Origin of the sequence: Paenibacillus sp. FSL R5-0341 (assembly GCF_037975235.1) — a bacterium.
Lineage (GTDB): Bacteria > Bacillota > Bacilli > Paenibacillales > Paenibacillaceae > Paenibacillus > Paenibacillus amylolyticus_A.
Genome location: NZ_CP150241.1, coordinates 4,713,809 through 4,739,312, shown reverse-complemented (window position 1 = coordinate 4,739,312; position 25,504 = coordinate 4,713,809). Strand labels below are relative to the sequence as shown.

Annotated in this window: 19 protein-coding genes; 13 read left to right on the top strand and 6 right to left on the bottom strand. The window is 46.3% G+C overall.

The genetic code is table 11. The features are described from left to right. Nucleotides 1-7: 7 nt before the first annotated feature. On the bottom strand, nucleotides 8-2,659 hold the full coding sequence (locus MKX75_RS21255; protein ID WP_339166699.1) for a cation-translocating P-type ATPase: 2,652 nt from the start codon (nucleotides 2,657-2,659) through the stop codon (nucleotides 8-10). Nucleotides 2,660-2,873: 214 nt separating this feature from the next. After that, nucleotides 2,874-3,245 (bottom strand): hypothetical protein, encoded by a 372-nt coding sequence (locus tag MKX75_RS21250; RefSeq protein ID WP_062835657.1) that lies wholly within the window; start codon nucleotides 3,243-3,245, stop codon nucleotides 2,874-2,876. A 223-nt stretch (nucleotides 3,246-3,468) separates the two neighbouring features. Here MKX75_RS21250 and hcp point away from each other — a divergent pair, with 223 nt between their 5' ends. The 8 genes from hcp to MKX75_RS21210 all read left to right on the top strand — a co-directional run bounded on the left by hcp (nucleotide 3,469) and on the right by MKX75_RS21210 (nucleotide 13,011). Further along, on the top strand, nucleotides 3,469-4,761 hold the full coding sequence (gene hcp, locus MKX75_RS21245; protein WP_062835656.1) for a hydroxylamine reductase: 1,293 nt from the start codon (nucleotides 3,469-3,471) through the stop codon (nucleotides 4,759-4,761). A 188-nt stretch (nucleotides 4,762-4,949) separates the two neighbouring features. After that, entirely contained in the window at nucleotides 4,950-6,071 is a 1,122-nt protein-coding gene (locus MKX75_RS21240; RefSeq protein ID WP_339166698.1) for a tocopherol cyclase family protein, read from the top strand. A 217-nt stretch (nucleotides 6,072-6,288) separates the two neighbouring features. Beyond that, nucleotides 6,289-7,698 (top strand): PTS transporter subunit EIIC, encoded by a 1,410-nt coding sequence (locus MKX75_RS21235; protein WP_339166696.1) that lies wholly within the window; start codon nucleotides 6,289-6,291, stop codon nucleotides 7,696-7,698. Between the two features lie 230 nt (nucleotides 7,699-7,928). After that, complete coding sequence (locus MKX75_RS21230; RefSeq protein WP_076332905.1) at nucleotides 7,929-9,554, top strand: helix-turn-helix domain-containing protein; 1,626 nt, start codon at nucleotides 7,929-7,931, stop codon at nucleotides 9,552-9,554. 102 nt (nucleotides 9,555-9,656) lie between these two features. After that, complete coding sequence (locus MKX75_RS21225) at nucleotides 9,657-10,673, top strand: ABC transporter substrate-binding protein (RefSeq protein WP_062835652.1); 1,017 nt, start codon at nucleotides 9,657-9,659, stop codon at nucleotides 10,671-10,673. Next, the gene (locus tag MKX75_RS21220; RefSeq protein ID WP_076332906.1) at nucleotides 10,674-11,705 is read left to right on the top strand and encodes an NAD(P)/FAD-dependent oxidoreductase; all 1,032 of its coding nucleotides are present in this window, start codon (nucleotides 10,674-10,676) and stop codon (nucleotides 11,703-11,705) included. It abuts the gene before it with no gap. 174 nt (nucleotides 11,706-11,879) lie between these two features. Beyond that, on the top strand, nucleotides 11,880-12,278 hold the full coding sequence (locus tag MKX75_RS21215; RefSeq protein WP_076332907.1) for a hypothetical protein: 399 nt from the start codon (nucleotides 11,880-11,882) through the stop codon (nucleotides 12,276-12,278). Further along, nucleotides 12,232-13,011 (top strand): HipA domain-containing protein, encoded by a 780-nt coding sequence (locus MKX75_RS21210; RefSeq protein WP_139331936.1) that lies wholly within the window; start codon nucleotides 12,232-12,234, stop codon nucleotides 13,009-13,011. Before MKX75_RS21215 ends, MKX75_RS21210 begins: the two co-directional genes overlap by 47 nt. Nucleotides 13,012-13,181: 170 nt before the next feature. Here the strand turns inward: MKX75_RS21210 and MKX75_RS21205 are convergent, their stop codons facing one another. Then, nucleotides 13,182-14,156, bottom strand: coding sequence for an ABC transporter substrate-binding protein (locus MKX75_RS21205; protein ID WP_076332909.1), 975 nt, complete (start codon nucleotides 14,154-14,156; stop codon nucleotides 13,182-13,184). A 194-nt stretch (nucleotides 14,157-14,350) separates the two neighbouring features. Between MKX75_RS21205 and MKX75_RS21200 the strand changes: the two genes are divergently transcribed. Together MKX75_RS21200 and MKX75_RS21195 are read left to right on the top strand one after the other, a co-directional pair. Next, nucleotides 14,351-16,207, top strand: a complete 1,857-nt coding sequence (locus tag MKX75_RS21200; RefSeq protein WP_339166695.1) for an AraC family transcriptional regulator — start codon at nucleotides 14,351-14,353, stop codon at nucleotides 16,205-16,207. Between the two features lie 219 nt (nucleotides 16,208-16,426). Then, nucleotides 16,427-17,197 (top strand): glucose 1-dehydrogenase, encoded by a 771-nt coding sequence (locus MKX75_RS21195; protein ID WP_062835648.1) that lies wholly within the window; start codon nucleotides 16,427-16,429, stop codon nucleotides 17,195-17,197. Between the two features lie 107 nt (nucleotides 17,198-17,304). Here MKX75_RS21195 and MKX75_RS21190 read toward each other — a convergent pair whose 3' ends face one another. Beyond that, the gene (locus tag MKX75_RS21190; RefSeq protein WP_339166694.1) at nucleotides 17,305-17,937 is read right to left on the bottom strand and encodes a TetR/AcrR family transcriptional regulator C-terminal domain-containing protein; all 633 of its coding nucleotides are present in this window, start codon (nucleotides 17,935-17,937) and stop codon (nucleotides 17,305-17,307) included. A gap of 167 nt (nucleotides 17,938-18,104) precedes the next feature. Between MKX75_RS21190 and MKX75_RS21185 the strand changes: the two genes are divergently transcribed. From MKX75_RS21185 to MKX75_RS21175, 3 genes are all read left to right on the top strand, one after another. Next, a complete protein-coding gene (locus MKX75_RS21185; RefSeq protein WP_339166693.1) occupies nucleotides 18,105-18,647 on the top strand; it encodes a CueP family metal-binding protein in 543 nt (180 codons plus the stop codon). A gap of 182 nt (nucleotides 18,648-18,829) precedes the next feature. Then, nucleotides 18,830-19,831, top strand: a complete 1,002-nt coding sequence (locus tag MKX75_RS21180) for an iron-siderophore ABC transporter substrate-binding protein (protein ID WP_145149792.1) — start codon at nucleotides 18,830-18,832, stop codon at nucleotides 19,829-19,831. Further along, nucleotides 19,828-21,876, top strand: coding sequence for an iron ABC transporter permease (locus MKX75_RS21175; protein ID WP_076332913.1), 2,049 nt, complete (start codon nucleotides 19,828-19,830; stop codon nucleotides 21,874-21,876). Before MKX75_RS21180 ends, MKX75_RS21175 begins: the two co-directional genes overlap by 4 nt. 206 nt (nucleotides 21,877-22,082) lie before the next feature. Here MKX75_RS21175 and MKX75_RS21170 read toward each other — a convergent pair whose 3' ends face one another. Together MKX75_RS21170 and MKX75_RS21165 are read right to left on the bottom strand one after the other, a co-directional pair. After that, entirely contained in the window at nucleotides 22,083-23,255 is a 1,173-nt protein-coding gene (locus MKX75_RS21170; protein ID WP_339166691.1) for an aminotransferase class I/II-fold pyridoxal phosphate-dependent enzyme, read from the bottom strand. Nucleotides 23,256-23,351: 96 nt separating this feature from the next. Next, complete coding sequence (locus MKX75_RS21165; protein ID WP_339166690.1) at nucleotides 23,352-25,424, bottom strand: methyl-accepting chemotaxis protein; 2,073 nt, start codon at nucleotides 25,422-25,424, stop codon at nucleotides 23,352-23,354. Between the last annotated feature and the right edge of the window lie 80 nt (nucleotides 25,425-25,504).

Sequence of the window (25,504 nt, the reverse complement as noted above, 5' to 3'; positions counted from 1 at the left end):
GCAGAACTTATGCCGCAGTCACTTGTTTCCCTCGATTGCGAATCCACTTGATGACATCCATCAGAATGACGGCAGCAAGAGCGAGTCCGCCTGCAATCAGGAACTCATTCCAGCCAAATGTATCCGGGATGGCGAAGACGCCGCGAACACCTGGAATCAGTGTGATTGCATAGAGACAGAGACACACCAGGATGGAACCGAGCACGAGTTTGTTAGTCGTGAAGCCCACCTTGAAGATGGTCTGTGTGTTGGAACGTGCTGCAAATGTTTGCAGACTGCGTGCCAGAATCAAGGTTGTGAAGGCCATCGCGACACTAATTTCCTCCGATATGCCTAGTCCGATATATTGGGACACGATAACAGCCGCACCAATCAGGACACCACGGGTAATCACAGCTTGCAGGGTTCCGCCTGCGAAGATGCCTTCGTTAATATCACGCGGTTTGCGTCGCATGACATCTGGCTCGGGCTTTTCGGTACCTAAGGCAATGGCAGGCAGGGAGTCGTTCACCAGATTGATGAACAGCAGCTGAAGCGCCGTAAAAGGATTGACCCAGCCGACGATCAAGGCAAACAAAATGGCGATAATGGCACCGAGGTTACCGGCGAACAGATATGCGATGGCTTTTTTGATATTATCAAATACCATCCGCCCAACACTGACTGCATTCACGATGGAGACAAAGTTGTCATCCGTCAGAATCATGGCAGCCGCATCCTTGGCGACATCTGTTCCGCTACCCATCGCTACGCCGATATCGGCTTGTTTCAGCGCTGGTGCGTCATTAACGCCATCTCCGGTCATGGCTGCAACTTTGCCTTTGCGCTGCCATGCACGCACGATGCGGATCTTGTTCTCAGGTGATACTCTGGCGTATACCGAGATATGTTCAAGTTGTTGATCCAATTCCTCATCGGACATTTTGTCCAGTTCGGCTCCGGTAATGGCGAGATCATCCGGTTCGGCAAGTCCGATATCCACACCGATGGCCTGAGCCGTCGTTTTGTGATCTCCGGTGATCATGATGGTGCGAATACCCGCTTTTTTGGACTCTTCAATAGAGCCGTATACCGCTTCACGCGGTGGGTCAATCATTGCTGTCAGGCCAACCAGTGTCAGATCGTGCTCGTCATCAATGGTGACCTGGTTTTTGTCATCGAATTTTTTGTACGCATAGGCCAGCACACGGAAGGCGCGTTTGGAGAAGGCCTCATTTTTCTCTTCAAACTGTGTGCGAATCTCGGGTGTGAGGGGCTGAACTTCACCGTTGATAAACACATGGCTACAGCGGCTGAACAGCACATCCGGTCCACCTTTGGTCAGCAAAGCCGTCTGTCCTTCGAAGGTATGCACCGTACTCATGAGCTTTCGATCCGAGTCAAAAGGAAGCTCAGCTTCACGCGGGAACTGGTCACGGATTTCATTGTAATCCTTGTTCACCCGGTTGCTGAAGGCAATGAGGGCTACTTCGGTGGGGTCACCCAGTTCCTTGCCTTCCTGGTTAATATTCGAATCATTGCAGAGCACTGCAATATGTAACAAACGGCGTTCCTCTTCCGACCACTGATCGGGATCATCCGGGAATTCGTCCTTGGTGCCATGGGGAATGTAATAATCCACGACAGTCATTTTATTCTGAGTTAGCGTTCCTGTTTTATCCGTACAGATGATGCTTGCAGAACCGAGTGCTTCCACAGCTGGCAGTCTGCGAATGATCGCATGCTGTTTGGCCATCTTGTTCGTACCGAGTGACAATACAATAGTCACAATGGAGGATAAGGCCTCAGGAATGGCAGCTACTGCAACAGCTACGGCAAACATCAGTGCATTCACGATGGATGGTCCGATATTTTCCGTACCTTCGGTCAACCACACACGACCAGCTTCAATGGCAAAGATGAGAATCGATAAGCCAAGGATGAAAAAGCCCAGTTTTTTGCTGAATGATTCCAACTTGCGTTGTAGTGGCGTGTTCTTGGCTTCGGCATTTTCAATCAGTTCGGCAATTTTGCCGATTTCGGTTTTGAGTGCCGTACCCGTAATGACGAGCATGCCACGTCCATATACAACCAGTGAGCCACTGAAGGCCATATTGCGCCGATCTCCAATTGGAGCTTCATCCGGGATGGCATCCGCGTGTTTTTCCGCAGCTTCCGATTCTCCGGTCAGCATACCTTCGTTAATTTTCAGACTGCCTGATTCCAGTATACGCCCGTCAGCCGGGACATAATCGCCTGCGTCCAGCATAACAATATCACCGGGAACGAGTTCCCTCGCTGGAATGGTCTTTTTCTGGCCGTCACGAATGACCTTGGCTTCGGGAGCAGACATTTGTTTCAGCGCGTCGAGCGAGCTCTCGGCTTTTTTGGTCTGCACAACACTGATTACCGCGTTGAGCAATATAACCAGGAATATGATCAACGATTCAATCAGATGTCCAAGTACAACCTGTACCGCGGCTGCAATCAGCAGCACGATGACCATCGGATCTTTGAAATTTTCGAGGAACAGTTTCCAGACAGGCGTTGCATCTTTGCCTTTTAACTCGTTATATCCTTCGGTTTCAAGTCTCTTCGCAGCTTCGGAGGTCGTGAGTCCCTTGGAGGAACTTTGCACATCCTGAAGGGTTTCCTCTGCACTGTGTCTGTAATGTTGCAATTGACCAGCTCCTTGAATATTAGATTTCTCTCTGTGTATTACCCTTACGGGTAAAATCTAGAATCGTTTCATTTCCATATTTTTTATGTACACAGTATTTTTCAGAATGAGCCGAGATATGCTTCTTTTCCAATGTTATTATTTCCAGTGATGCACAGACATAACAGACATCACTGGAATGGAACTTAGAACTGGTTATAACAATGGGAAAAGTTTAGATCAGACGATAGCCTGGAGGCAGGTTTCCTGTACGCTGGATTCGGCGAACCTGAGCTGCTGTTAACCGCTGATTTGTAGCGATTAATGACTCCACGTCACCTCTTCTGAGGATATCATCCAGTTCGCGAATGCTGCGATTTCCCCGCAATATATAGAAATTATCACGAAAGCGTGACCGATCAAACAGCACAAGCGTGGCGTTCGGATTGGTTGAGAAGAATCGCAGACTCTCAATCCCGGTTAGGACAGCGTCAACATCGGCAATACCCAAGTTACCACGGTATACTCTTCGTAATCCTCTGAAATTCTCTTGACTATACACGGCCAGACGTGGATACGTCCGCGAGATCGAAACAGGTTTATTCAAAGTACATTCCCCCTCTGCATTTAGACAACCTGGCTGATAAGACAGATTGGTCTATTGGATAGCATATGTTGGGAGGAAGGGTATGGATTGGATGATAGTCTCAGAGAACGATATATAGATGTTGGATCAGAAACTGTGTGCACCATCACACTCGCTCCTATCGGGGTCTGTTAGGCTATTTTATAACGAAGCGTGTTAAATCTATGTTTGGAGGGGAATCCATATGTTTTGTTATCAATGCGAACAGACGCCGAGTGGCGGGTGTACCGTCGTTGGGGTATGCGGTAAAAATGAAACGATCGCAAGTTTGCAGGATACGATGATCTTTGCGTTAAAAGGCATCGCTGCTTATGCGACACACGCACGCCAGTTGGGATATTCTGATCCTGAGGTGGATCGGATTACACATGAGGCATTATATATGACATTGACGAACTCGAATTTTAATGTACAAGAACATCTGGAGATGGCAATGAAGGTTGGTAATGCAGCAATCCGCATTATGGACGTGCTGGATCGTGCGCATACGGACCGTTTTGGTGTACCGCAACCGATTACGGTTAGCCAGAACCAGATCGAAGGACAGTGCATCGTGGTGACAGGGCATAATCTGTATGCATTGGAGGAGTTACTGCGTCAAACGGAAGGAAAAGGAATTAACATCTATACTCACTCGGAAATGTTGCCTGCGCACGGTTATCCTGCGCTGAAGAAATATGCCCATCTCAAGGGTAATATCGGTAAAGCATGGTACGATCAGCGCAGACTGTTCGAACAATTCCCGGGTGCTATTCTCGCAACGACGAACTGTGTTATGCCGATCAAAGGCACATATGCAGATCGCTTTTTCTCATACGAAGTGGCGGGTTTGGAGGGCGTTGCCAAAATTACAGAGGATGACTTCTCACCTCTAATTGAACGTGCATTGTCACTGCCTGCGGCTAATGTACAGTCTGAGCAAGTCTTAACGACAGGATATCATCATGAGACCGTGATTGGACTTGCGCCAGAGATTATTCAGGCAGTGAAAGACGGTCATATCCGTCGATTCTTCGTTATTGCAGGCTGTGATGCACCAGGCAAAGGTGGCAACTACTATCGTGAATTGGCTACATCGTTGCCGAATGACACCGTTATTCTGACAACATCTTGTGGTAAGTTCCGCTTCAATGATGTGGATTACGGAACGGTTGGGGACACGGGTATCCCGCGTTATATCGATCTGGGTCAATGTAACAATTCCGGTTCTACGGTGAAAATTGCCATGGCTTTGGCGGATGCTTTTGGCTGTACCGTTAACGAGTTGCCTGTCAGCATCGTGTTGTCCTGGTTTGAGCAAAAAGCAGTTGCGATCCTGCTCGGCCTGTTCAGCCTTGGCATTCAGGACATTCGGATTGGACCGAAACCACCTGAGTTCATATCGGAAGGTGTCTTGGATGTACTCGTGGACATGTTCGGTCTGAAGTTAATTACAACGGCAGAAGAAGATATGAACGCCATGTTGGCACTGTCATAAGGGGAAAAGGATACAGTAAAGTATATAGGGGAGTCGTGCGTAGCACGACTTCTTTGCTATGAGGATACAACATGGAGCGTATTATTGCATATGATAAGGTCTTCAGTTAGGATGGGATCAACAGTAGCATACATAATCATTACAGTGTAAAACGAAATCTATCCCTCCGTAAGGCAGGTCATTCCATTATGAATAAACAGGACAAACGCAGAAATCGATACATGTTGGAGAAGGGACCACTGGCATCCAGAGGTTATGATTGGTGGTGGCACTCTTTTACAGGCAAGAATGAACAGACAGGGGAAGAAAAATCATTTTTTATTGAGTATTTTATTATTAACCCTGTGTTGGGTGGAGAACACCCCGTATTTGGACAGCTGCCGGGCACAACGAACAAGCCTTCGTATGTCATGATCAAGGCAGGACATTGGGGCGAAAATGCGAAACAAATCCATCGCTTCTATGGTATCGATCATATGAAGATGCGTTCGGAGCAGCTTGATTTGGTTGTAGGAGATTGTACGTTATCCGAAACAAGCATGAAGGGCTCGGTAGCCCTATCGAAGGAAGAATGTGAGAAGCACCCGGAGTATATGAGCGATAGTGGGCAGATGAGCTGGGATCTTAAGATCGACAAGCAGGTTGCATTCCATGTTGGATATGGTGCCGCGAGTATGTTTCGAGCGATGAATGCCTTTGAGATGTTCTGGCACGCGGAAGGAATGAAGACGGAATATGAGGGAACCGTCATACTGGATGGTGTGACCTATACTATTTCCCCTAAAACTTCATATGGATATGCGGATAAAAACTGGGGTGGGGATTTTACAAGCCCTTGGGTCTGGCTCAGTAGCTGTAATCTGATCAGCAAGATCAGTGGCAGACGGCTGGAAAACTCCGTTTTTGATGTAGGAGGAGGTAAACCCAAAGTGTTTGGCGTTCCATTGGATCGCAAGCTGTTGATTGATTTTTATTATGAGGGTCAGAGCTATGAGTTCAATTTCTCCAAATTTTGGACGTTTACCCGCACGAAGTTCGACTGCCATGAAACCGATGATGAGATTGTCTGGAACGTGTCCTCGCAAAATAGTGGATACGCCATTGAGATTGAAATTTCATGTCCGAAGAACGAGATGTTGCTGGTGAATTACGAAGCTCCGAACGGGAAGAAACTTCACAATCGGCTATGGAATGGTGGAACCGGGCGGGGAGAGATCAAATTGTATAAAAAACAGCAGGGTAGCGTGATACTTATTGATCATCTGATGACTGCGAATGTCGGTTGTGAATATGGCGAGTATGACTCATAAATAAAGTTGGAGAAGAGCCTACATGCGAGTAGGCTTTTTTGCTTTTTTAACCATAGTAGGTCAATATACCTTGTGTAAATGAACATGTAATGTAAGGAAAATTAGTTTTCTTATCCTATTGAAGTTTTTTCATGGAAATGTCTATATAGATAGAGGCTATTAGAATGTATCACATCACAAAACACGGGTTTACCGTAACATGAGGAGATTGTACATCATGCATGACACACAGATTGAAGATTGGTTGAAACTCGCAGGTGGCAAGGAGAACATCAAGCTCGTAGAACACGATAAGGGTACAACGACGTTGGTACTGAAGGACAGTACCCAATTGAACATGTCGGTTCTTGCCTCAACAGAGTTTGTGGCAGATATTCGGGTAACAGGTGAGCAGTGTCATCTGGCAATAAGAGATGAATCTTTCCTGATCTACAATGCGCTACAGAGTACGGGCATGTGGGAAGCTGAAGGAACAACATTGCAGGAAGCGGGACACACGAAGAAGCACAGATTCTCGATCTTACATTTTGTATCCGATGTGTTCAGGCCCCTGATGCCTGCGTTTCTCGGAGCCGCCGTTATTAAGATTTTACTTGCTATAATTACGTTAATGGATACGCACGGTTCAGCGGATTCTTCTGCACTGATGGACAACCAGACCTTTACGATATTCAGGATTATAGGAGATAGTGTTATTTATCTACTGCCTGTATTGGTAGCAATCAGCACAGCGTATCGGTTGAAGAGCAATATCTATGTTGCTGCATCTATTGGCGGATTGATGTTCCATCCGGAGATGACCATGATGATGTCAGGTGAACAAGACGTCCATTTCCTGGGCTTGCCACTCGTGTCCCAGCCGGCTTTTTACACTACTGCCATCTGGGTCATTCTAACGATCTGTGCAGCCTCCTATCTGGAAAAAGCCGTTCAACGAATAAGTCCAAAATTCTCCAAAGGGATGGTTGCACCATTCCTGACGTTATTGATTCTTGTCCCATTGGTCTTAATGATGCTCGGTCCAGTCGGCACCTGGGTCGATGAATATCTGCCAGAGGCATTGGATTCACTGTTAGCTAACGCTCCAGTGGTGACGGTAATGTTATTGGGAGCGGTCTTCTCGCTGATGTTAGTTATGGGATTACACTACTGGGTACTTGCCATCATCATTAATGAAATGGTTATGGATGGTGGTTCCATGGTGATTGCTGCTATGATGGTGGTGATTGTTGGACAAGCAGGGGCCTCGCTTGCAAACGGACTGCGCTCGAAAGAGCCAGTATCCAGAAGACTGGCTTTCTGGGCTACTGGAACAGCACTGTTGGGAGTCGTAGAGCCTGCATTGTACGCGGTCAACATGAGAAAAAGATCCTCTTTCTACGCGGCATTGCTTGGTGGAGCCGCGGGTGGACTGTATTTCGGGTTGTTATCTGTCAAGGCATTTGCTATCGTTGGCAATCCGAGCTTGATCAGCCTACCGCTCTTCATCGAAGAGAGTAGCCTGAATCTGTTACACACCTGCATTGGTGTGGTTATTGCTTTTGTGGTCTCAGGTGGACTGACGTATTGGATGGCAGGAAAAGGTCAGACATTGGGACAGGCATCACCGAAAGCTAGCATGGAGTAATACGTAAAACGTACTATTGCAAAGTACTTATCAAAATTTATAAGAAAGAGCCTGTGCCTGATGGTACAGGCTTTTTGTGTTTTTGTATCTGAGTAATACAAGTATGAAATGCTCAGTAGCAGTCCACCATTTTATTCAAGCCATAACTTGTTGGTTATGGAGTTGTCATGTATTTTGATATAGTGGAACGTATAGATCGGGATGATGAATCCCTTTGAAAGGATAAGGATATGTCTGACAACATGGAATGGATCGCTCAGTGGAAGTCGACGAAGGCATTAACCAATGCATGGATAACGAAAGGCGAGCTGCACCACTTTTTCAGTCACACCCTGATATTTATTATTGATGGAAAAGCGATCTGGAATATAAATGGACACCGGGTTCACGTCTCCTTTGGAGAATTAATTGCGCTCGAAGAGAACTCCGTAATGGAGGTCATTGAAGGTGGTAATCTGGATTTGGCAGGCTGGCATGTTCAGTTCGATACATATTCGGTGCTGCATGAGCGACGGGAAGCTGAGAAGTTCGAATGGCGTTTACCGTCAGGAGAAGCGTATCAAAAGGTGCAACTGTCTGGTGGAAGTCTGGCAAGCATCATTCAGCATTGGAGTGAAGAGGATACACAGGATCAGAGTGCAGGATGGGTTGGGAATCAGCATTTGTTATATGAATTGTTAAGAAATCTGTATCGGAAACAGCCGGATAACGAGTTGAAGTCAGAACACGGCATACTTCGCTCTATTGACTACATGCAGCAGCATTATGATCAGGTGATTACACGTACACAGTTAGCTCAGATCGCTGGTATTAGTCCATGGCATTATTCCCGCAAATTTAGTGAACGATATGGTAAGCCACCTCTGGATTATCTGGCCCACTACCGGATCTATCGCGCGCAGGAAGAACTGTTATTAACTACAGCAACCTCTCAGGATATTGCCAAGAAGTCTGGATTTGAGGATGCTCATTATTTTAGCCGGCGCTTCAAACAGCTAACTGGCGTATCACCTAAGCAATATAGACAGACGATGACGCAGCGAAAGATCGTATCACTGTCTCCCATCTGCGGCGAAATGATGATTCATCTCGGAGTTATCCCCCATGCCGTAGTGGTCACTCCAATCCTGCTGTCCCCACATCATCGGGAACAATTTATAGCGCATGGAGTGCAGATGCTGGAGGTTACACAGTATGAGGTGGAGATAGAACTTGTTCGCCAAGTTCAACCGGAGATGTTGATAGGTAACGTATTGACGGAAGAGGTCAAAAGGGAGCTGCGCACAATTGCACCGATTCTAACCGGACTTCATCAAGATGTGGAACCAATGCTCGATCAATTGGCAGCTTGGTTCCTCAAAGAAGAAGAGGCTCATAGACTGCATGAGCAAATGAAATATGAGGTCAGTGTAGCGAAGCAACAGTTACAACCCATCATTCAATCCGCATCCACAGTCATGCTGCTGAGGGTAGAAGCGTTTGGTTATCGATATCTGGGTGGGCGTTCACACGGGGTATCACAATTGTTATATGAACAGCTTGGATTAGCACTTCCGCAAGTACTACAACCAGGTGCAGCCTGGTTTAACCCTTGTTCGCTTGACCTGCTGGCACAAGCCAATCCTGATTATCTTTTTGTCGAGAAGCGGATCATGCAGCACTTCAGTGCTGAAGAGAATATGAGGAAACTATGGGAGAGTCCGCAATGGAACGAGCTGAGTGCTGTGAAAAATAATCGGGTGTTTTACGTAGATACCCATCTGTGGGTAGACGGTCATGGAATTACGGGACATACTCTGATTCTGAATCAGATCATTCGCAATCTTACGAAATCTCTTCATGAGAGAGCACAATAATCCAACTGATTACGCACGATATGCTATGGATGCAATACTTCTTATTTGATACTATTTGATAATAATTATCATTATCAATATATATAAGGGGCGAAGTATATCATGTTACGTAGATTTAAAGGGTTGGGCATTATGCTGTTGGCGATCAGTATTATGCTGGCGGCATGTTCCAGTGGAACTAATGAAGAGAATACTGCAGCTGGAACATCAAGTACCCAGACTGAAGGAGAAGCAAGCACAACCGAAGAAGCAGCGAATGAAAGTGCGACTAAGGTGGTGCAGGATCAGTTTGGAGAAGTAACGATTCCGACCCATCCTCAAAATCTGGTTGTGTTCGATTCGATCTATGCCGAGTATCTGATCGAGATGGGTGTCACACCCCAAATCGTTTTGTTAACTCCGGAAGTTGAAGCGGAATACCGCCCTGATTATTTGAAAGAACACGGCGTTCAGATCATTGAAGTTGAGCAATATCAATATAACTATGAGCAGTTGCTGGCGTTGTCACCGGATATGATCCTTACCGCTGGCGAAGGTATGGAGCAGGGCGTATATGATGAGTTATCCAAAATCGCTCCAACGGTGGCACTGGATGCCAACAGTGAAATGAAGCGTGCTATGCCGAAGCTGGGTGCCATATTCGACAAGACCGAACAATCTGCCAAAGTACTGGCTGAATTCGACGAGAAAGCTTCACAAGCGAAAGAGAAAATTGCGGAAGCCCTGGGAGACAAGACTGTATTGGTTCTCCGGGTTGAGCACAATCGTTACCGTTTCATGGGTCCCAAAGGAGGAAGCAGCAGTGTTTTCTTCTATGATATCCTGGGCCTGAATAGCCCTGAAGCGATCAAAGACTCTACAGATTGGTTTAGCCAGTTCTCCCTGGAATTCTTGCCTGAGATGAATCCGGATTATATTTTCCTGGAAGACAGAACCCTCGTAGGTTATGACACGAAGAAATCGATGGAAGATCTGAAAGCTAGCCAGGTGTGGGCGAATCTGGAGGCTGTGAAGAATGATCATGTCTTCCCATTGAAGACAAGCCAATTCGTATCCGGTGTGGGTCCAATTGGTTCTGTAAAATTGATGGACTACGTTGTTGAAAAGTTGGTGCCGTAAATGACGACGGAGACACAATTGGATATCTACGATATTACCATCGTTGGTGGTGGGCCTGCTGGCATGTATGCCTCATTCTATAGTGGTATGAGAGCCATGCGTACCAAGATCATCGAAGCCAAACAGGAACTGGGTGGATTCATGCGTACGTACCCGGAGAAGCTGATCTGGGATGTGGGCGGGGTTGATCCGATTCGCTGTGAGAAGCTGATTGAATCGCTGGAGAGACAGGCGAGAACGTTCGATCCAACGATTGTATTTGGGCAGGAAATAGCCGAGCTTGAACGACTTGATGATGGTGTATTTGTACTGATTTCCAAAACAGGCGAGCGTCATTACACACGTACCATCCTGTTATGTGCGGGCAGAGGCATGACGCAGGTGCAAAAGCTGGATGTCGAGGGTGCCAATCGGTATGAGCTGACGAATCTGCACTATACCGTAACTGATCTATCCCGATTTGCCGGGAAGCGTGTTCTGATCTCGGGCGGCGGCGATTCCGCAGTTGACTGGGCGAATGAAATGGGCAAAATAGCAAGTGAAGTTACGGTGGCACACAGACGTCATGAATTTACCGGACATGAGTCGCCGGTTGCCCAGATGAAAGCTCAAGCGAACGTCATGACGCCATATAGCATCTCACGTTTATACGGTACAGGTGACAAAATCGAGCGTGTCGAGCTGGCCCATGTGGAAACCGGTGAGATCACACTTGTTGAAGTGGATGAAGTTGTCGTAAGCCATGGGTATGATCGTGATTTTGGCAACCTCGTGCAGTGGGGGCTGGCGCGTGAAGATTACGGCGTGTCCGTTGATCAGCGCATGCGTACCAACATTCCAGGTATATTCGGAGCAGGTGATTTCATCACTTATGGAAGCAAAGTCAGGCTGATCGCTGGTGCTTTTAACGATGCGGTGCTCGCAGTTAACAGTGCCAAGACGTATCTGGAACCTGCTGCTTCCGACATGGCGGGTGTATCTTCTCACAATGCACGGTTTTATGAGAAAAACAAAGCTCTCTCCAGTACGTAGATAGGTTTGTATGGATGGAAGGCAATCTGAAGAAGCCCGAACAACGTCGAGATTTTCTCGAAATTGCGTCGGGCTTTTTTTTATAGAATGGTGCAGTAAGGAACTGAAATACAAGTTGAAGAAATGATATAATCATAACAAAGAAATATGAAAGATCACTATGGGAGGTAGCAGATGAAAAAAATAAACAAATTTATATCTTCTCCTCTTGAGTTTGAGGTCTTGGAGCATGACCAGGTGATTGCCAAAGTGAAGTTGGATTATAGTAATCAAACGGTTGATGTGTGGCAAGATAAAAGTGTATCTCCTGTTTTTCTCCCTTTTCCAAGCAAGTCCAAGGTAACCGTAGGAGATGTATTGGATTACTTCGAATCCAGATGCTTCCCTCGCACCAGACACCATGCCGATAAAATTTTGCAATCATTGGGTCTGAATGATTATGTAGCTTCGGAGATCGTAAAACAAACCCATGGTGTGTTATATGATGATTATGTCTGGATTAGATTTTCTAATGAGGAGTTGTCTTGTGCTGATGTCCATCCCCGTTTTGCAGGTGAGCAAGGATTCTCGTAAGACTTTTGTCAGTAGTAGCAAGGGTGACCAATTAAAATGGAAAATTGAGAATAAGTGGGGAAAAGCTAATAAATTTGGTTATGAAGGACTGGCGGAGTGGGTAGCGTTCGAGCTAATTAGTCGATCCAACATTCCATCAGGACTTATAGTTCCTTATACACAGTGTGTTCTGATTGAGGAAAACGTTGAATATCCGGGTTGTTATTCTGAAGATTTTCTGCAGCCGGGAGAAAGTATCATTACTTTGCATCGCATTTTGGAGAGTTATGGTGTCAAATTTGATGATTTGCAGCAAGGACAAAGCACACGAGATTCCGTGCTTTTAGTTGTTGATTTTCTCAAAGATGTGTTGAAATTAGATACGCTAGAGTACTTCTCAATCATGTTACCACTGGACGCTATTCTGCTAAATGAAGACCGACATTTGAATAATATTGCATTTATACATGGTCTTGATGGATATAGACTCTGCCCACTTTTCGATCACGGTCTAAGCCTTTTGTCAGATACAACAGACTATCCGCTAAGCATGCCAACAAGTATTGCATTGCGTAAGATTAAGGCGAAGCCATTTAGCAGTGATTTTTCAAAACAAGCACGTGCGCTGGAAACAAATCTTCAATTCGATCGATCTTCAGTTATACAATTCATTGAACAACATGATCAAGATCTGGGGAGAGTTGCTCAGATTTTAAGATCCCAAATTCGAAAGTATGAACACTTATTTATGTAACTAGATATAGTATTTCGGCAACAACGACATATTTCAAACCAAATGAAAACAGCGCCCACTTGAATCATTCTGGTGGGCGCTGTTTGTGTAATCTTTTTTGAGCTGGATAAAAGTCTTGAATTCCAGACTGTAGGTTCGGTTTCGGGTCTCACTAGATTTGAAGACTCGCGCTAATTCAGCTCAGTCTGTCCACTTGCGAGTCGATCTGCGATCTCTTCGGCTTGTAGAATGGAGGTATAGGGATCAGCGGTGAAATATTTATGGATATCCAGTTTGAAGATATGGTTGTTCTGCACGGCAGGCAGATTGTCCCAGACGGTAGGCAACAGGGAGTGATCTTTCGTGCCCTCTGTAACCATCATCAGCAGGTAATCACCTACGTACTCTCCGAATACCTCCGCGCTAGCTTCCAGGTTTTCTTTGCCTTGGTCCAGAAGATCTGACTTCACCTTGGGTGCTGGAGTTAGTCCTAGCAATTCATAGGCTGCTCTTCCACCACGATTAGCGCTGTTGCCGATAATGGCTGGATTTTTCAAAAAGTTAAAATCGGCAACGGTAAAGGTCGCGCCGTCCGGAATCACATCTTTGATTTTGGCCTGAGCAGCTGTGATCCGTTGTTTAAATGATTCGTTCCACGCTATGGCCTCTTCAGGTCGATTCAGAATTTCGCCCATGGCGGTCACTTCGGCTTCCATGGAATCATACTGATCTGGTACGAATACGACAGTCGGAGCGATTTTGGAATAGGTCTGAAATTTCTCCTGGTCCCATGTGATAATCAGGTCCGGTTCCAGCTCTACCATTTTCTCAAGTGAGACCTCACTGTGGTTACCCAAATCTGCGCTATCTACAAGCTTGTCACGCAGGAACATTCCATAATCCAGCAGGCTGCCCGGCACACCAACGGGGGTTACGCCGACAGCCAGAACATGTCCTATATTCCAGTCAACGACAACCCTCTCAGGGTTGAGGGGTACGGTGACGTCTCCCATCATCGTAGAGAGTATTCTTGTCTGTGGTGCGGCGTATTCTGTTTCTGTCGCGACGGGTTCCGCCGTCTCTTTTTGGGTACAACCACTAATGAATACGGCCATGATCAGCAAAACCGGCAGGGCCATACGATACCAAGCTTTCTTAAACAACATGACGAACCCTCTTTCTAATTGATAATGATTTTCATTTATATAACTCTAGAGGGAAACCCGCAATTGCACAATAACCGATTCGGAAGCGAAAGCATAACCATTTCAGAACAGACGTACAGGTTGAACTGAGAATGATTATCATATATGATGAGGCGAAGCTTTGGATGTAGTAACGAGGAAATAAAGAAAGGTCCATGACGATGAACATAGAAGAATACGGGGCATTATGGGAGCATATAACGATCCGATTACTGGATATTCGAATCATGACGGTTAACACCAGTGAAGATCCTAATACGTGGACGCTTCCCTCGAATGCTTTTTTATTAATAACGAATGGCAAGGGGAAGATCTGGCTCGGTCAGGAGATACACTCTATTAAAGGAGCTTATATTCTGCACGCCTCCAAAGGAATGCGTCTGGATTGTCTGGCTAAGAAGCGAATGGAATTACATGTGTTGTCGTATTCGTCACCAGAGTCAGAGAAGCCAAATGCTGAAGAATCCCAAACATATACTGGGGCGGAGTCGCTGCAAGTCAGTTTTGGTTTTGAACCAACGTATCCATTGCCATTAATTGAAATCATGCAGTTGATATACAGACAGTGGAATGAACTACAGTCAGCAGGCCGGATTCAAACTAAGGCTTTGTTCTATCAATGGCTCGCCGAGATGCTGAAACAAATGCAAGAGCAGCGGAAGAACCGTACGAAACTGGATCGGGTAAATCAGGCAGTACGTTATCTGAACCGTCACTACGCTGAACCACTCAAGGTGGAACAGGTAGCTGAAATGCTGGAATGCAGTCCGAGGTATCTGAACCAATTGTTTCAGCTGCAATTGAATATGAGTCCCAGTCGTGTGCTTTCACAGATTCGGATGGAACAGGCACTGAAACTACTGGTGAGTACGAAAGGTACCTTACAGGAAATCGCGGAGAGAGTAGGCTATGAGAACGGCTATACACTAAGTCGCTATTTTAAGAAACATTATGGGGTTTCTCCTGAGTTTTACAGGAAGCGTCGAGAGAGCAGTATTCCAGATGTAGATCCGAAAACATTCCAACCACACGCCTTTCTGGAAAGTCACTATTCGGGATGTAGCGGACGAACGTTATCCATCGTTGAAGCTAACCAGACCCGGCCAAATCAGGAGATTATAGATTTGAAAGGAGTCCAAGTGAGGAAGTCCTCGGCGGCCACGCTGCCAAGAGCCAGAACTCGAATGCTTGCCACAAGCATGGGCGAGATTACGATACCCAACAAGCCTAGTCGTGTTGTCGTCGACTGGAATTTGGGAGAAGTGCTGGCATTGGGGGTAACACCTCTCGGAGCACCACATTCACTCATTGAGAGCAACCAAATGCTGGAGCCGTATATCTATGACCAAGTACAGGATATCGGCAATCATAATTTTATCTCCCTCGAAAAAGTACTTGAACTGGAGCCGGATCTGATTATCACCTGGAATCCTGCTGCCTACGCTTCCTATGCCCGAATTGCACCTACGGTGGTCTATGGAGGGAGTGGTAATGGCTCTGTCGCGGAGGAGATTCGAGAGATGGGACGTATTCTGAATCGCCGGACAGAAGCCGAAACATGGATTAAGGAATACGTGCGGAGAGTACATACTTTGCAGCAAACGATCACGGGCAAGGTCTCCGCAGAGAAGACATTTACCGTCATTGATCCGAATTGGGGAGAACATATTACCCTTGTGGGAAATACGGGAACTCGTGGGGGGAAGGCAGCCTATGGCTTACTGAACTTGAGGCCAGCAGGAAAGGTTCGCCAGGAACTGTTGGAGCCGGGCTTGGAGTACCTGGATATTGCGAGGAGTGCGGTTGGAGGGTACGTGGAGGACTACCTGTTGGTGTTGGATAATGGTCCAAGACCTGGGCTTGATCAAGCTTCAGGCAAACCATGGCAGAAATCCATCGAGACAGATCACTGCCAGATTATTAACCTTGATTGGAATAGATATTTTCTCTCTGACCCTTTGTCTGCGGTGCTGCAGGCCGAGGAAATGGCTGATCGGATTATGGCACGTTGAGATGGAATTACAGTATGAGAAGAGAAAACAACAGATGGGTTTAGATTTGTGGATTAACTTTGACATAACAGACAAAAGGAGGCACACACTATCGGTTATCCCACAAAAGCCTGTCTATTTGCTGATTGAAAGAGCTTTCATTTCATCCGTATACTAAAGGTGTTAGCAGGTTGGGTGTCATCATGAGGCACTCATCGTAATAGGAAAGGATGATATGAAATGGGCAGATTAACTGGAAAAGTTGCAATTATAACCGGTGCCGCAAGTGGCATGGGATTGGCAGGTATTCAATTATTTGCAAAAGAAGGAGCCAAGGTAGTGGCTACCGATGTGGCAGTCGAAGCTTTGGAGGAACAGGTTAAACAGATCGTAGCTGATGGCGGAGAAGCCATTGCGCTGAAGCTGGATGTGTCCAGCCCAGAGTCTTGGAACGCGGTTGTGGAAGAAACCGTATCGAAATACGGCAAAATAGATATTCTGGTCAACAATGCTGGAATCCATATGGCCAAAGGCATTTTGGAAGCTGAGTTAGAGGATTGGGACAAGGTTATGTCCATTAATGGAACAGGTGTATGGCTCGGCATGAAGGCAGTCATTCCTTATATGCAGAAGAATGGACAAGGTTCCATCGTTAATACCTCTTCCATTGCAGCAATCATTGGTGGAATCGCGGATGCTCAGGGCGCGGCTTATAGTGCTTCCAAGGGATCTGTACGTTCATTGACCAAACACGGGGCACAATGGTTCGCCAAAGATAATATCCGTGTGAACTCCGTACACCCGGGTGCTGTGTTTACGGGTATGGTGGAGAAAGCAGGCATCAAATCCCAGGTGGAGATGGGGGAGCATTACAAAAATCTTGCACCACTGCCTCCACATGCTGGTGAATCTATGGATATTGCTTACGCCTACCTGTTTTTGGCATCTGATGAATCCAAATTCATTACAGGTGTTGAGTTGCCTGTAGATGGTGGCTGGATCAGCAACTAACTACAAAGAATGTTCCGAGATAATAAAGAGGTACTGTATTCTCAAGCTTCAGGGGAGACAGTACCTCTTTTTAAGAGCAGATACCACTACAGAGTTGTAGCGTAACTTTATTTTGATGGACTCGTTGCAGAATGGAGATTAGACCGATAAATCTCTTGGGAGCGGTTCATGCGTGTGAATTCCAACAGTTGTTCCACCATATAGGAGGCACTGTATTTGAAGTTGCTTTGCACCCAACCCGTAACTAAACCGAGAACGGCATTAGCCTGATAACAGGCGAGAAGTTCCTTATCCAACCTTGGATCAGGCGACAGATCGGTCACATCCTCCAGATACAAGTTTTTAAGGGTTATATAAAGTGTATCCCTGAAATCCAACAGCACGTTAGAACGAACCAGTAATGTATAGAAGGAGGCATGAGCCAGTACATGGTCAAAAATTTGAATTGCTGAGGCGTTAAGGTCCTTCATATCGAAATCTCGGAAATGCTGATAGGGTGCTCGATAGGCTGATTTGAGATCGTCAAGCACGTCATTTAACAATTCATCAAACAGGTCTTCTTTGTATACATAATGCTTGTAAAATGTGCTGCGGTTCAGATCGGCGGATTTGACAATATCGGTAATGGTTATGCTGGCCAATGGTTTACGGGACATCCATTCCAGAAGGGCTGTCTTTAGAGCCAGTTTGGATTTGTTTACTCTTCGATCAGTGTCAGATACGGATGGAGACTTAAGCATATATACACAACCTCCCTTACTTATCAATGATACAGTGCACAAGCTGCAGATTACTCGTACTGCAATACAAAAAATGTGAATATATGGTGAATTTGGTGTCGTTAACTGTCCGTAACGCTGTGTTCTCCCTTATAATAAACCAAAACGGACGAGGAGATGGACTCCAGGTGAAAAAACAAATGTGGATCATTGCAAGTGTTGCAGTTGTAATTGTGATCGGAACCTACCTGTTTGCAAGCAAGGCGGGCAAGGATGAGCCGGGTACAGTCAGTGCGTCCAACATCAGAAAATTGGTGGAAGATATCAGCACAGGCAAAGAGACACCGGAATCTGCCTCCATTAATGCTAAAGAGTTAATTGTCACTGATCAAGATAAAAAGACCACTACATACGTTTTGCCTGAAAATGAATTTTTCCTTTCCATTGCGCCCTATGTGGACCAGACCCATCCCTGCGCAATTCATAGCTTGACCGGTTGTCAGGGGGAAATGAGCAATAAGGAATTTAGCGTTACCATTCACGATTCTCAAGGCAACACTTTTATGAAAGATGATGTGATTAAGTCTGGTGCGAACGGATTTATGGATTTTTGGGTGCCTAGAGACAGAACCTATCTGATTCGTATTGTTCGAGATGGAAAGGTTGCAGAAACGCAATTGTCTACATACGAAAATGATAATACATGCATCACTACGATGCAGTTGAGTTAATGTAAACAGGCAAGCAATGGAAGGGAAGGATAGCATTTGAGCTATCCCTCTCCTTTTTTATTTCATAAAAGAATGGGAATAAGGTACTTTGCATTGACAAAAATCAATTCCTACGGCATAATCCAATAGTGATAATGATAATTGTTATCATATAAATACATACAAACAGGGGAGATACAGATATGAAAAAAGGGTTAAACGGATTGTTGATCATGCTGGCCTTTGTGCTGGTTTTGGCGGGTTGTGGTAAAACCACCACTACAACAGATACAAGTCAAGGTAGTGACTCGGGTAGTGCTCCGGCTGAAGAGACAGCAGGTCCTGTTACCGTGAAGCATAAACGTGGAGAGCTTAAGCTGGACAAGCCAGCAGAGCGTGTTGTTACACTTGAATGGACATATACGGAAGATGTCGTTGCCCTGGGTGTTCAACCAGTAGGTAACGCAGATAACGCTAACTATAAAGTGTGGGTAACATCCGAAGCAGCACTGGATGACAGTGTAACGGATATCGGAACACGCAGTGAACCGAATCTCGAAGCTATTGCTGCATTGAAGCCTGATCTCATCATTGCTAATGCAGACAATAACACGGCGGTATACGATCAGCTTAACGCGATTGCTCCAACGATTGAATATGATCCGTATGATGGTAATGGCTATGATTATGACAAGATGACAGAGATCTTTACTAACATTGCAACGGCTCTGGGTAAAGAAGACAAAGCAAAAGAAGTTCTTAGTGATCTCGATCAGCACTATGTAGAAGCCAAAGAAAAACTGGCTGCTGCGGGGAAAGAAAACTTCAATTTTGCATTGACACAAGCGTTCACATATCAAAATGCAGTCAGCCTGCGCATGTTTACCGATAACTCAGTTGTGATTGGTACATTGGATAAAATCGGACTGGTTAACGATTGGCAGCCGGACAAAGTTGAAAACTACGGCTTCTCCACAGTAGGCATTGAATCCTTAACCGATGTGAAGGACAGTAACTTCATTTATATTACACAACCAGACGATGACGTCTTTGGCACAGCCATGAAAGATAACTCGGTATGGAACGGACTGAACTTTGTGAAGGAAAAACGCACATATCAACTCGATAGCACAACATGGACATTTGGTGGACCGATCTCCTCCAAAGTATTGGTTGATGGGGTAGTCGAGGCGATTACCAAATGAGTTCGGTTCAAGGATCTAAGCCAGCTATGAATTGGCGCACAATAAGCATATATGGGGGCGGTCTAACCGCTCTCATCGTGCTTTTTTTTGTAAGTCTGTGTTATGGAGAAGCTTCCATTCCTTTGCATGTCGTTTGGGATGCACTTACAGGCAGACAGGATACATTAGAACACAATATGGTTTGGGATTTGCGCATGCCGCGTACAGTGATTGGTATTCTTGCAGGCGGCGCACTGGCTGTTGCGGGCGCTTTGCTGCAAACGATTACTCGTAATCCACTGGCTGCTTCAGATACACTGGGCATTAATGCAGGAGCGTACTTTGTGGTGGTACTGGGAGTTATTGCTTTTCCAGGCCTGTTAAGTCAGTCGCCTTTTCTCTTCGCAGCTCTTGGTGGTCTGCTGGCAGCATTTGCTGCTTATTTCATGGGCGGCGGACGAACATCAAGCCCGGTTCGGCTTGCATTGTCCGGTATGATTGTATCGATGGTGCTCGGTTCATTTACAAGCGCATTACATATTTTTTTCTCCATGGAGACGCAAGGGTTGTTTCTTTGGGGTTCCGGAACACTTGTGCAGAAGGACTGGAGTGGTGTGTCCTATGCTTGGCCTTGGGTAATTGGCATTACCCTTCTCGCGTTAATTTTGTCCAGACAGTGGGATATGCTGGAGCTGGATGAATCAACCGCTTCTTCGTTGGGGCAAAAGGTTGGATTGGCTCGTGCGGGTGGTTTAATTCTCGCAGTATTGCTGGCTGCAGTCATCGTCAGTGTAATTGGGCCGATTGGCTTCGTGGGACTGGTCGCACCACATCTGGTTCGATTGAGTGGTGTACGTTCTAACCGATTACTTTTACCCGGTGTGTTCATATGGGGAGCAGCGCTCCTGGTTGGAGCAGATGTCCTCGCCAAGATGGTGCATAACTCCAGCATGGAACTACCAACGGGTGCGGTTATGGCGATCATTGGTGCACCGTGGCTCATCTGGCTCGTGCTTACACGCATGAAGGCTGCGAACGGCTCAGGCATGTCCACTTCGATGAGCACAGGAGCACCTGCACGTCGTTTTGCATTTGGCCCGATAGCCGTATTGTTTTCAGTCATTACGATCGCCCTTATCTTGCTCAGTACAATGTTTGGCGGCATGCGAATTCCATTGGCTGATCTGTTGCCGAGCCTATTCCAGTCGGATGGACTGTTCTCCGCATTAGTTCAGCTTCGGATTCCGCGTACACTTGTTGCCGCAGGTGCAGGGGCAGCACTGGCAATTAGCGGTGTGCTCATTCAGATGGCGGTACGTAACCCACTGGCGGATGCTTCAATCGTTGGGGTGTCCTCAGGTGCAGGACTTGGAGCGATGATGGTCATCATCTTATGGCCGGGTCTTCCAATGTACTTGCTACCGATTGCAGCCATTGTCGGTGCAGCCATTGCTGCAGTGGTCGTGTTCTCCCTCGCTTGGAAGAAAGGGCTGAACCCTTCGGCGGTTGTGTTGCTAGGGATCGCGATGTCTGCCATTGCTGGAGCAGGTATTCAGATTCTGATTGTCCGTGGCGCCGTCTACGGTAGCAGCGGGTATATCTGGCTGACAGGAAGCACCTATGCTCGTACCTGGGAACAGGTGAAGGTTATCGGATTATTTTTAGTTATTCTGGTACCGGTGGCCTGGTGGCTGGCACGCAGATTCGAACTGCTGGTTTTCGACGACAATAGTGCATCGGGGCTTGGTCTGGGTGTACGTCGTACACGATTGCTGGCCATGACAGTGGGTGTACTACTTGCTGCAGGTGCTGTTGCTTGCGTAGGAACCGTTGGTTTTATTGGTCTGATTGCACCCCATATGGTGCGGCTACTGACGGGGCACAAGTTAAGACAATCCATGTTCTTATCCGCATTAGCGGGTGCAGTCATGCTGGTGCTCGCCGATACGATCGGTAGAACGGTCATGGCGCCGACAGAGATTCCATCAGGTATACTCATTGCGATCATTGGAACGCCGTACTTCCTGTATCTGATGTATCGTTCCAACTGGCGGAAGTCTGTATAAAAAATTGTTGAGGCAAGAAGCCTGCTCCCCGAGCAGGCTTTTTGCTGTCACGTGGTACCATTCGCCCAATGCCTAGTCCTCCGCAAATGAAAAAAATCCCCTCAGGTCTACAGGGAATCGAGAGTCACGTTATCTAACGTGAAGCTCTTACTCCTGCGTGTACCTTGAGGGGATTTTGAATTGAACACATTCGAATGTTACTCCCGTTAGCTGGATTTCAAAATCCCGCTGTCATCGACTGACTGTACGGCTTGCTGTAATATTTCAATATCCTGAACGAGGGCGAATCGCACATAACCTTCACCTGAAGGACCAAAGGCACTCCCTGGTGTTGCGATGACTCCTGCATGTGTAACCAGATCCATGGCGAACTGCTCCGAGCTGTCGTAGTTGGCCGGTATTCGGCTCCAGATGAACATGGTCGCTTCAGGTTTGGCAATAGGCCAACCGAGATTGCTGAAGCCCTCACAGAGGATGTCTCTGCGCTGTTCATAGATCGCTCTGACCCGTTCAACCTCGGACTGATCTCCGGTAATGGCAGCAATTGCTGCTTTTTGGATCGGTAGGAACATACCGTAATCCATATTAGATTTTAGCTTTTTCAGCATGGAGACCATGGTTGCATTGCCCACACAGAAGCCGATTCGGGCTCCGGCCAGGCCATAGGTTTTGGATAAGGAATTGAATTCCACACCCACGTCCATGGCGCCAGGAAACGCAAGAAAACTTCCACATGACTTGCCGTCAAATACGAGTTCACTGTACGCATTATCGTGGAGCACGATAATATCATACTTCTTGGCAAAGGCAATCAAGTCGAGATAGAACTGATCCGGTGCCATCGCTGTTGTCGGATTGTTGGGATAGGAGACCAGCATGAATTTCGCTCGATGAGCGATATCTTCCGGAATATCCTGAAGCTGAATAACATATCCGTTTTCTTCTTTTTGCGGCATATAATACAGCTCTGCTCCGGCCAATAAAGGTCCATCAGCGAAGACAGGATAACAGGGATCAGGTACCAGAACGAGATCTCCTTCGTCCACGATGGAGAGGGAGATATGCGCCAGTCCCTCCTGTGAACCGAGTAAGGAACATACCTGTGTCTTCGGGTCCAACTCGACTTGATAGCGCTGCTTGTACCACTCACTTGTAGCTTGCAGCAGCTCACTCTGGTCATTCACCGCGTATATATAGTTCAACGGATCAGCAGCAGCTTCACATAGTGCGGTGATGATATGCTGCGCAGGTGGAATATTGGGTGTACCTACACTGAGATCAATGACAGGTTGTCCATTCTCCAGGCGATTGCGTTTGATCTCCAGCAGCCGAGTGAAGATTCCTTCACCGAAGTGGTCCATACGTTTAGCAAAGTTCATGATGATGTGTTCCTCCAATCCTCTTCGTACACACATATCTATTTATAATAAATGGATCAGGCGCAAATGAGAAGAGGAGGGAGACCGTCACTTATACTATTCAACCTTGAACTGGCTCAATTCGTCTTGCAATTTATTGGATAACTGATTCAACTGCTTCGAAAGATCAGCCACCTGTTCAATGCTGTCCAATTGTTCCTGCGTGCTTGCGCTAACTTCTTCCGTTGAAGCAGAGTTCTCTTCTGTAGTAGAAGAGATAATCTCCAGCGCTTGGAAAATTTCATCTTTATGCTTATGAACATTGGTTGTATTACCAGTGATCTGGACCATGCGCAATTTCAAATCTTCCAGGTCCTTGTTAATACTGAAGAAGACTTGTTTCGTGTCCTCTACAGATTTGGCATTTTCATCCGCAATGTTCATACCGCGCACGGTATGTTCAACCGATATGTTGGTTTTCTCTTCAATGACACGTACTTTCTTGTTGATTTCTTCTGTCGCCTGTGCAGTTTGCTCCGCAAGCTTACGCACTTCTTCGGCCACGACAGCAAAACCTCTGCCCTGTTCACCAGCACGAGCAGCTTCAATCGATGCATTGAGTGCCAGCAGGTTGGTTTGTGAAGCAATTTGTTTTACGGTGTCCACAAAACTGGATATTTCATTACGGCTCAGATCAATCTCCTGAATAATGGAGGACATTGCCTGTGTTGAATTGTGGTTTTCCTCAGCCCATTTGGAGAGTTGTTCAACGACTAAGAGTCCTTGGCCGCTCTGATCAACAGATGTCTGCACCATCGTCTCGATCGCTTGAGCATCCGTCGCAATTTCATCGATTTGATTCGATAATGAACCTGTTTTGCGTAAAATATTTTCCGTCTCAATGGATTGATAATTGGTCGCATTGGCAATCTCATTGATGGCTGTAGACGTATCGTTCATGGTCCCTGCCGTTCTTGAAGATATGGCTTGCAGATCATTAGACGACTGATTCAAGACATGAGCCGAGCTACCAACCATCTGCAGCATGCCTTGAATCTTCTGCACCATGGAATTCAAGCCTTGAGCAATCTGACCGATCTCATTATTGGACTTCGCATCCAGTTCAACTGTCAGGTCACCTTGTTCAATCAGCTTGATCTTGGCAAGCAGTTGTGGAATTGCTCTGAGCAGATAACGAAGTGTAATGTAACTGATGATCACGAGCAAAATGGTAGCAACGGCAAATCCGCCAAGCGTAATCCATGTGAATGTTTTTAATTCCGCGAGAACTTCTTTCTCGGATATGGTCAGACCTACGGACCACCCTGTATCTTTACTGGTTGCGTAGCCAATATAACGACGTTCCCCGTTGTCATTAATTAGCTGCACTCCAGACTCTCCAGCGATCATCTTTTTGCCGATGTCCCCAATATCGCCAGTCGTGTCCGTAATCTTTTCTTTCAACACTTTCTCCTGATCCGGATGGTAGAGAATATCTCCGGTCTTGGAAAGTAGAATGGAGTAACCCGTGCTTCCTAGTGAATAACTCTCCATAATCGCCGGGATATCCTTAAATGCAATATCGGCCGCGGCAAATCCGATCATGGTATTGCTGTCATCTTTGATTGGATAAAAAATACCCATAAGTACATTGTTCGATGCGATATCGATATATGGATCAGAGTAGTAAAGACCATCTGCCGCTAATACTGGCTCATAATACGGTCGTGCTTGGATATCAAAGTCCGGAGCGGAAGCCGCACCATCATTTTGAAGCCAAAACCCCTTACCATCCAGACCGGCGATCCAGGCATCCGCAAATGAAGGTTCTTCTTTTACAATGGCTGCGAGTGTGTCCTGTGTTTCCGCTGCATACGTGGAAGTGGTGGCTACCTCTGCGGATTCAGTCGTTTCTATATATTGTCGAAATAGTTTATTTGTTGACATTTGCTTAACCAGTGAACCTTTTTCTTTGAATAATGCATCGAACTCACTTACAATCGCTTGTGTCTTGGTCTGAAGCATAGACTCCTGTTGTTTGACCAGAATGTTTTGTGTGCTTGAATACATGAACGTCCCCAGGACGGCAAAGACGACAACGATAATGACCAATAGCACAATGGATAATGTGTTCGCGATGCTGGAAGTTCGTGGTTTCTTTAGTCCCCGCTTCTTTAAAATGTTTGACATGTTCCATCTCCCCAGATGTGTATTAAGCTAAAAGCGCCTAATTATATGTCGGAATAATATATATATTTATGTAGATTTCC

Coding starts and splice junctions, on each gene's coding strand:
- hcp (WP_062835656.1), top strand. CDS start 3,469: ATGTTTTGTTATCAATGCGAACAGACGCCGAGTGGCGGGTGTACCGTC.
- MKX75_RS21205 (WP_076332909.1), bottom strand. CDS start 14,156: ATGTTGTTTAAGAAAGCTTGGTATCGTATGGCCCTGCCGGTTTTGCTG.
- MKX75_RS21180 (WP_145149792.1), top strand. CDS start 18,830: ATGAAAAAAGGGTTAAACGGATTGTTGATCATGCTGGCCTTTGTGCTG.
- MKX75_RS21200 (WP_339166695.1), top strand. CDS start 14,351: ATGACGATGAACATAGAAGAATACGGGGCATTATGGGAGCATATAACG.
- MKX75_RS21215 (WP_076332907.1), top strand. CDS start 11,880: ATGAAAAAAATAAACAAATTTATATCTTCTCCTCTTGAGTTTGAGGTC.
- MKX75_RS21235 (WP_339166696.1), top strand. CDS start 6,289: ATGCATGACACACAGATTGAAGATTGGTTGAAACTCGCAGGTGGCAAG.
- MKX75_RS21175 (WP_076332913.1), top strand. CDS start 19,828: ATGAGTTCGGTTCAAGGATCTAAGCCAGCTATGAATTGGCGCACAATA.
- MKX75_RS21230 (WP_076332905.1), top strand. CDS start 7,929: ATGTCTGACAACATGGAATGGATCGCTCAGTGGAAGTCGACGAAGGCA.
- MKX75_RS21165 (WP_339166690.1), bottom strand. CDS start 25,424: ATGTCAAACATTTTAAAGAAGCGGGGACTAAAGAAACCACGAACTTCC.
- MKX75_RS21220 (WP_076332906.1), top strand. CDS start 10,674: ATGACGACGGAGACACAATTGGATATCTACGATATTACCATCGTTGGT.
- MKX75_RS21170 (WP_339166691.1), bottom strand. CDS start 23,255: ATGAACTTTGCTAAACGTATGGACCACTTCGGTGAAGGAATCTTCACT.
- MKX75_RS21195 (WP_062835648.1), top strand. CDS start 16,427: ATGGGCAGATTAACTGGAAAAGTTGCAATTATAACCGGTGCCGCAAGT.
- MKX75_RS21190 (WP_339166694.1), bottom strand. CDS start 17,937: ATGCTTAAGTCTCCATCCGTATCTGACACTGATCGAAGAGTAAACAAA.
- MKX75_RS21225 (WP_062835652.1), top strand. CDS start 9,657: ATGTTACGTAGATTTAAAGGGTTGGGCATTATGCTGTTGGCGATCAGT.
- MKX75_RS21240 (WP_339166698.1), top strand. CDS start 4,950: ATGAATAAACAGGACAAACGCAGAAATCGATACATGTTGGAGAAGGGA.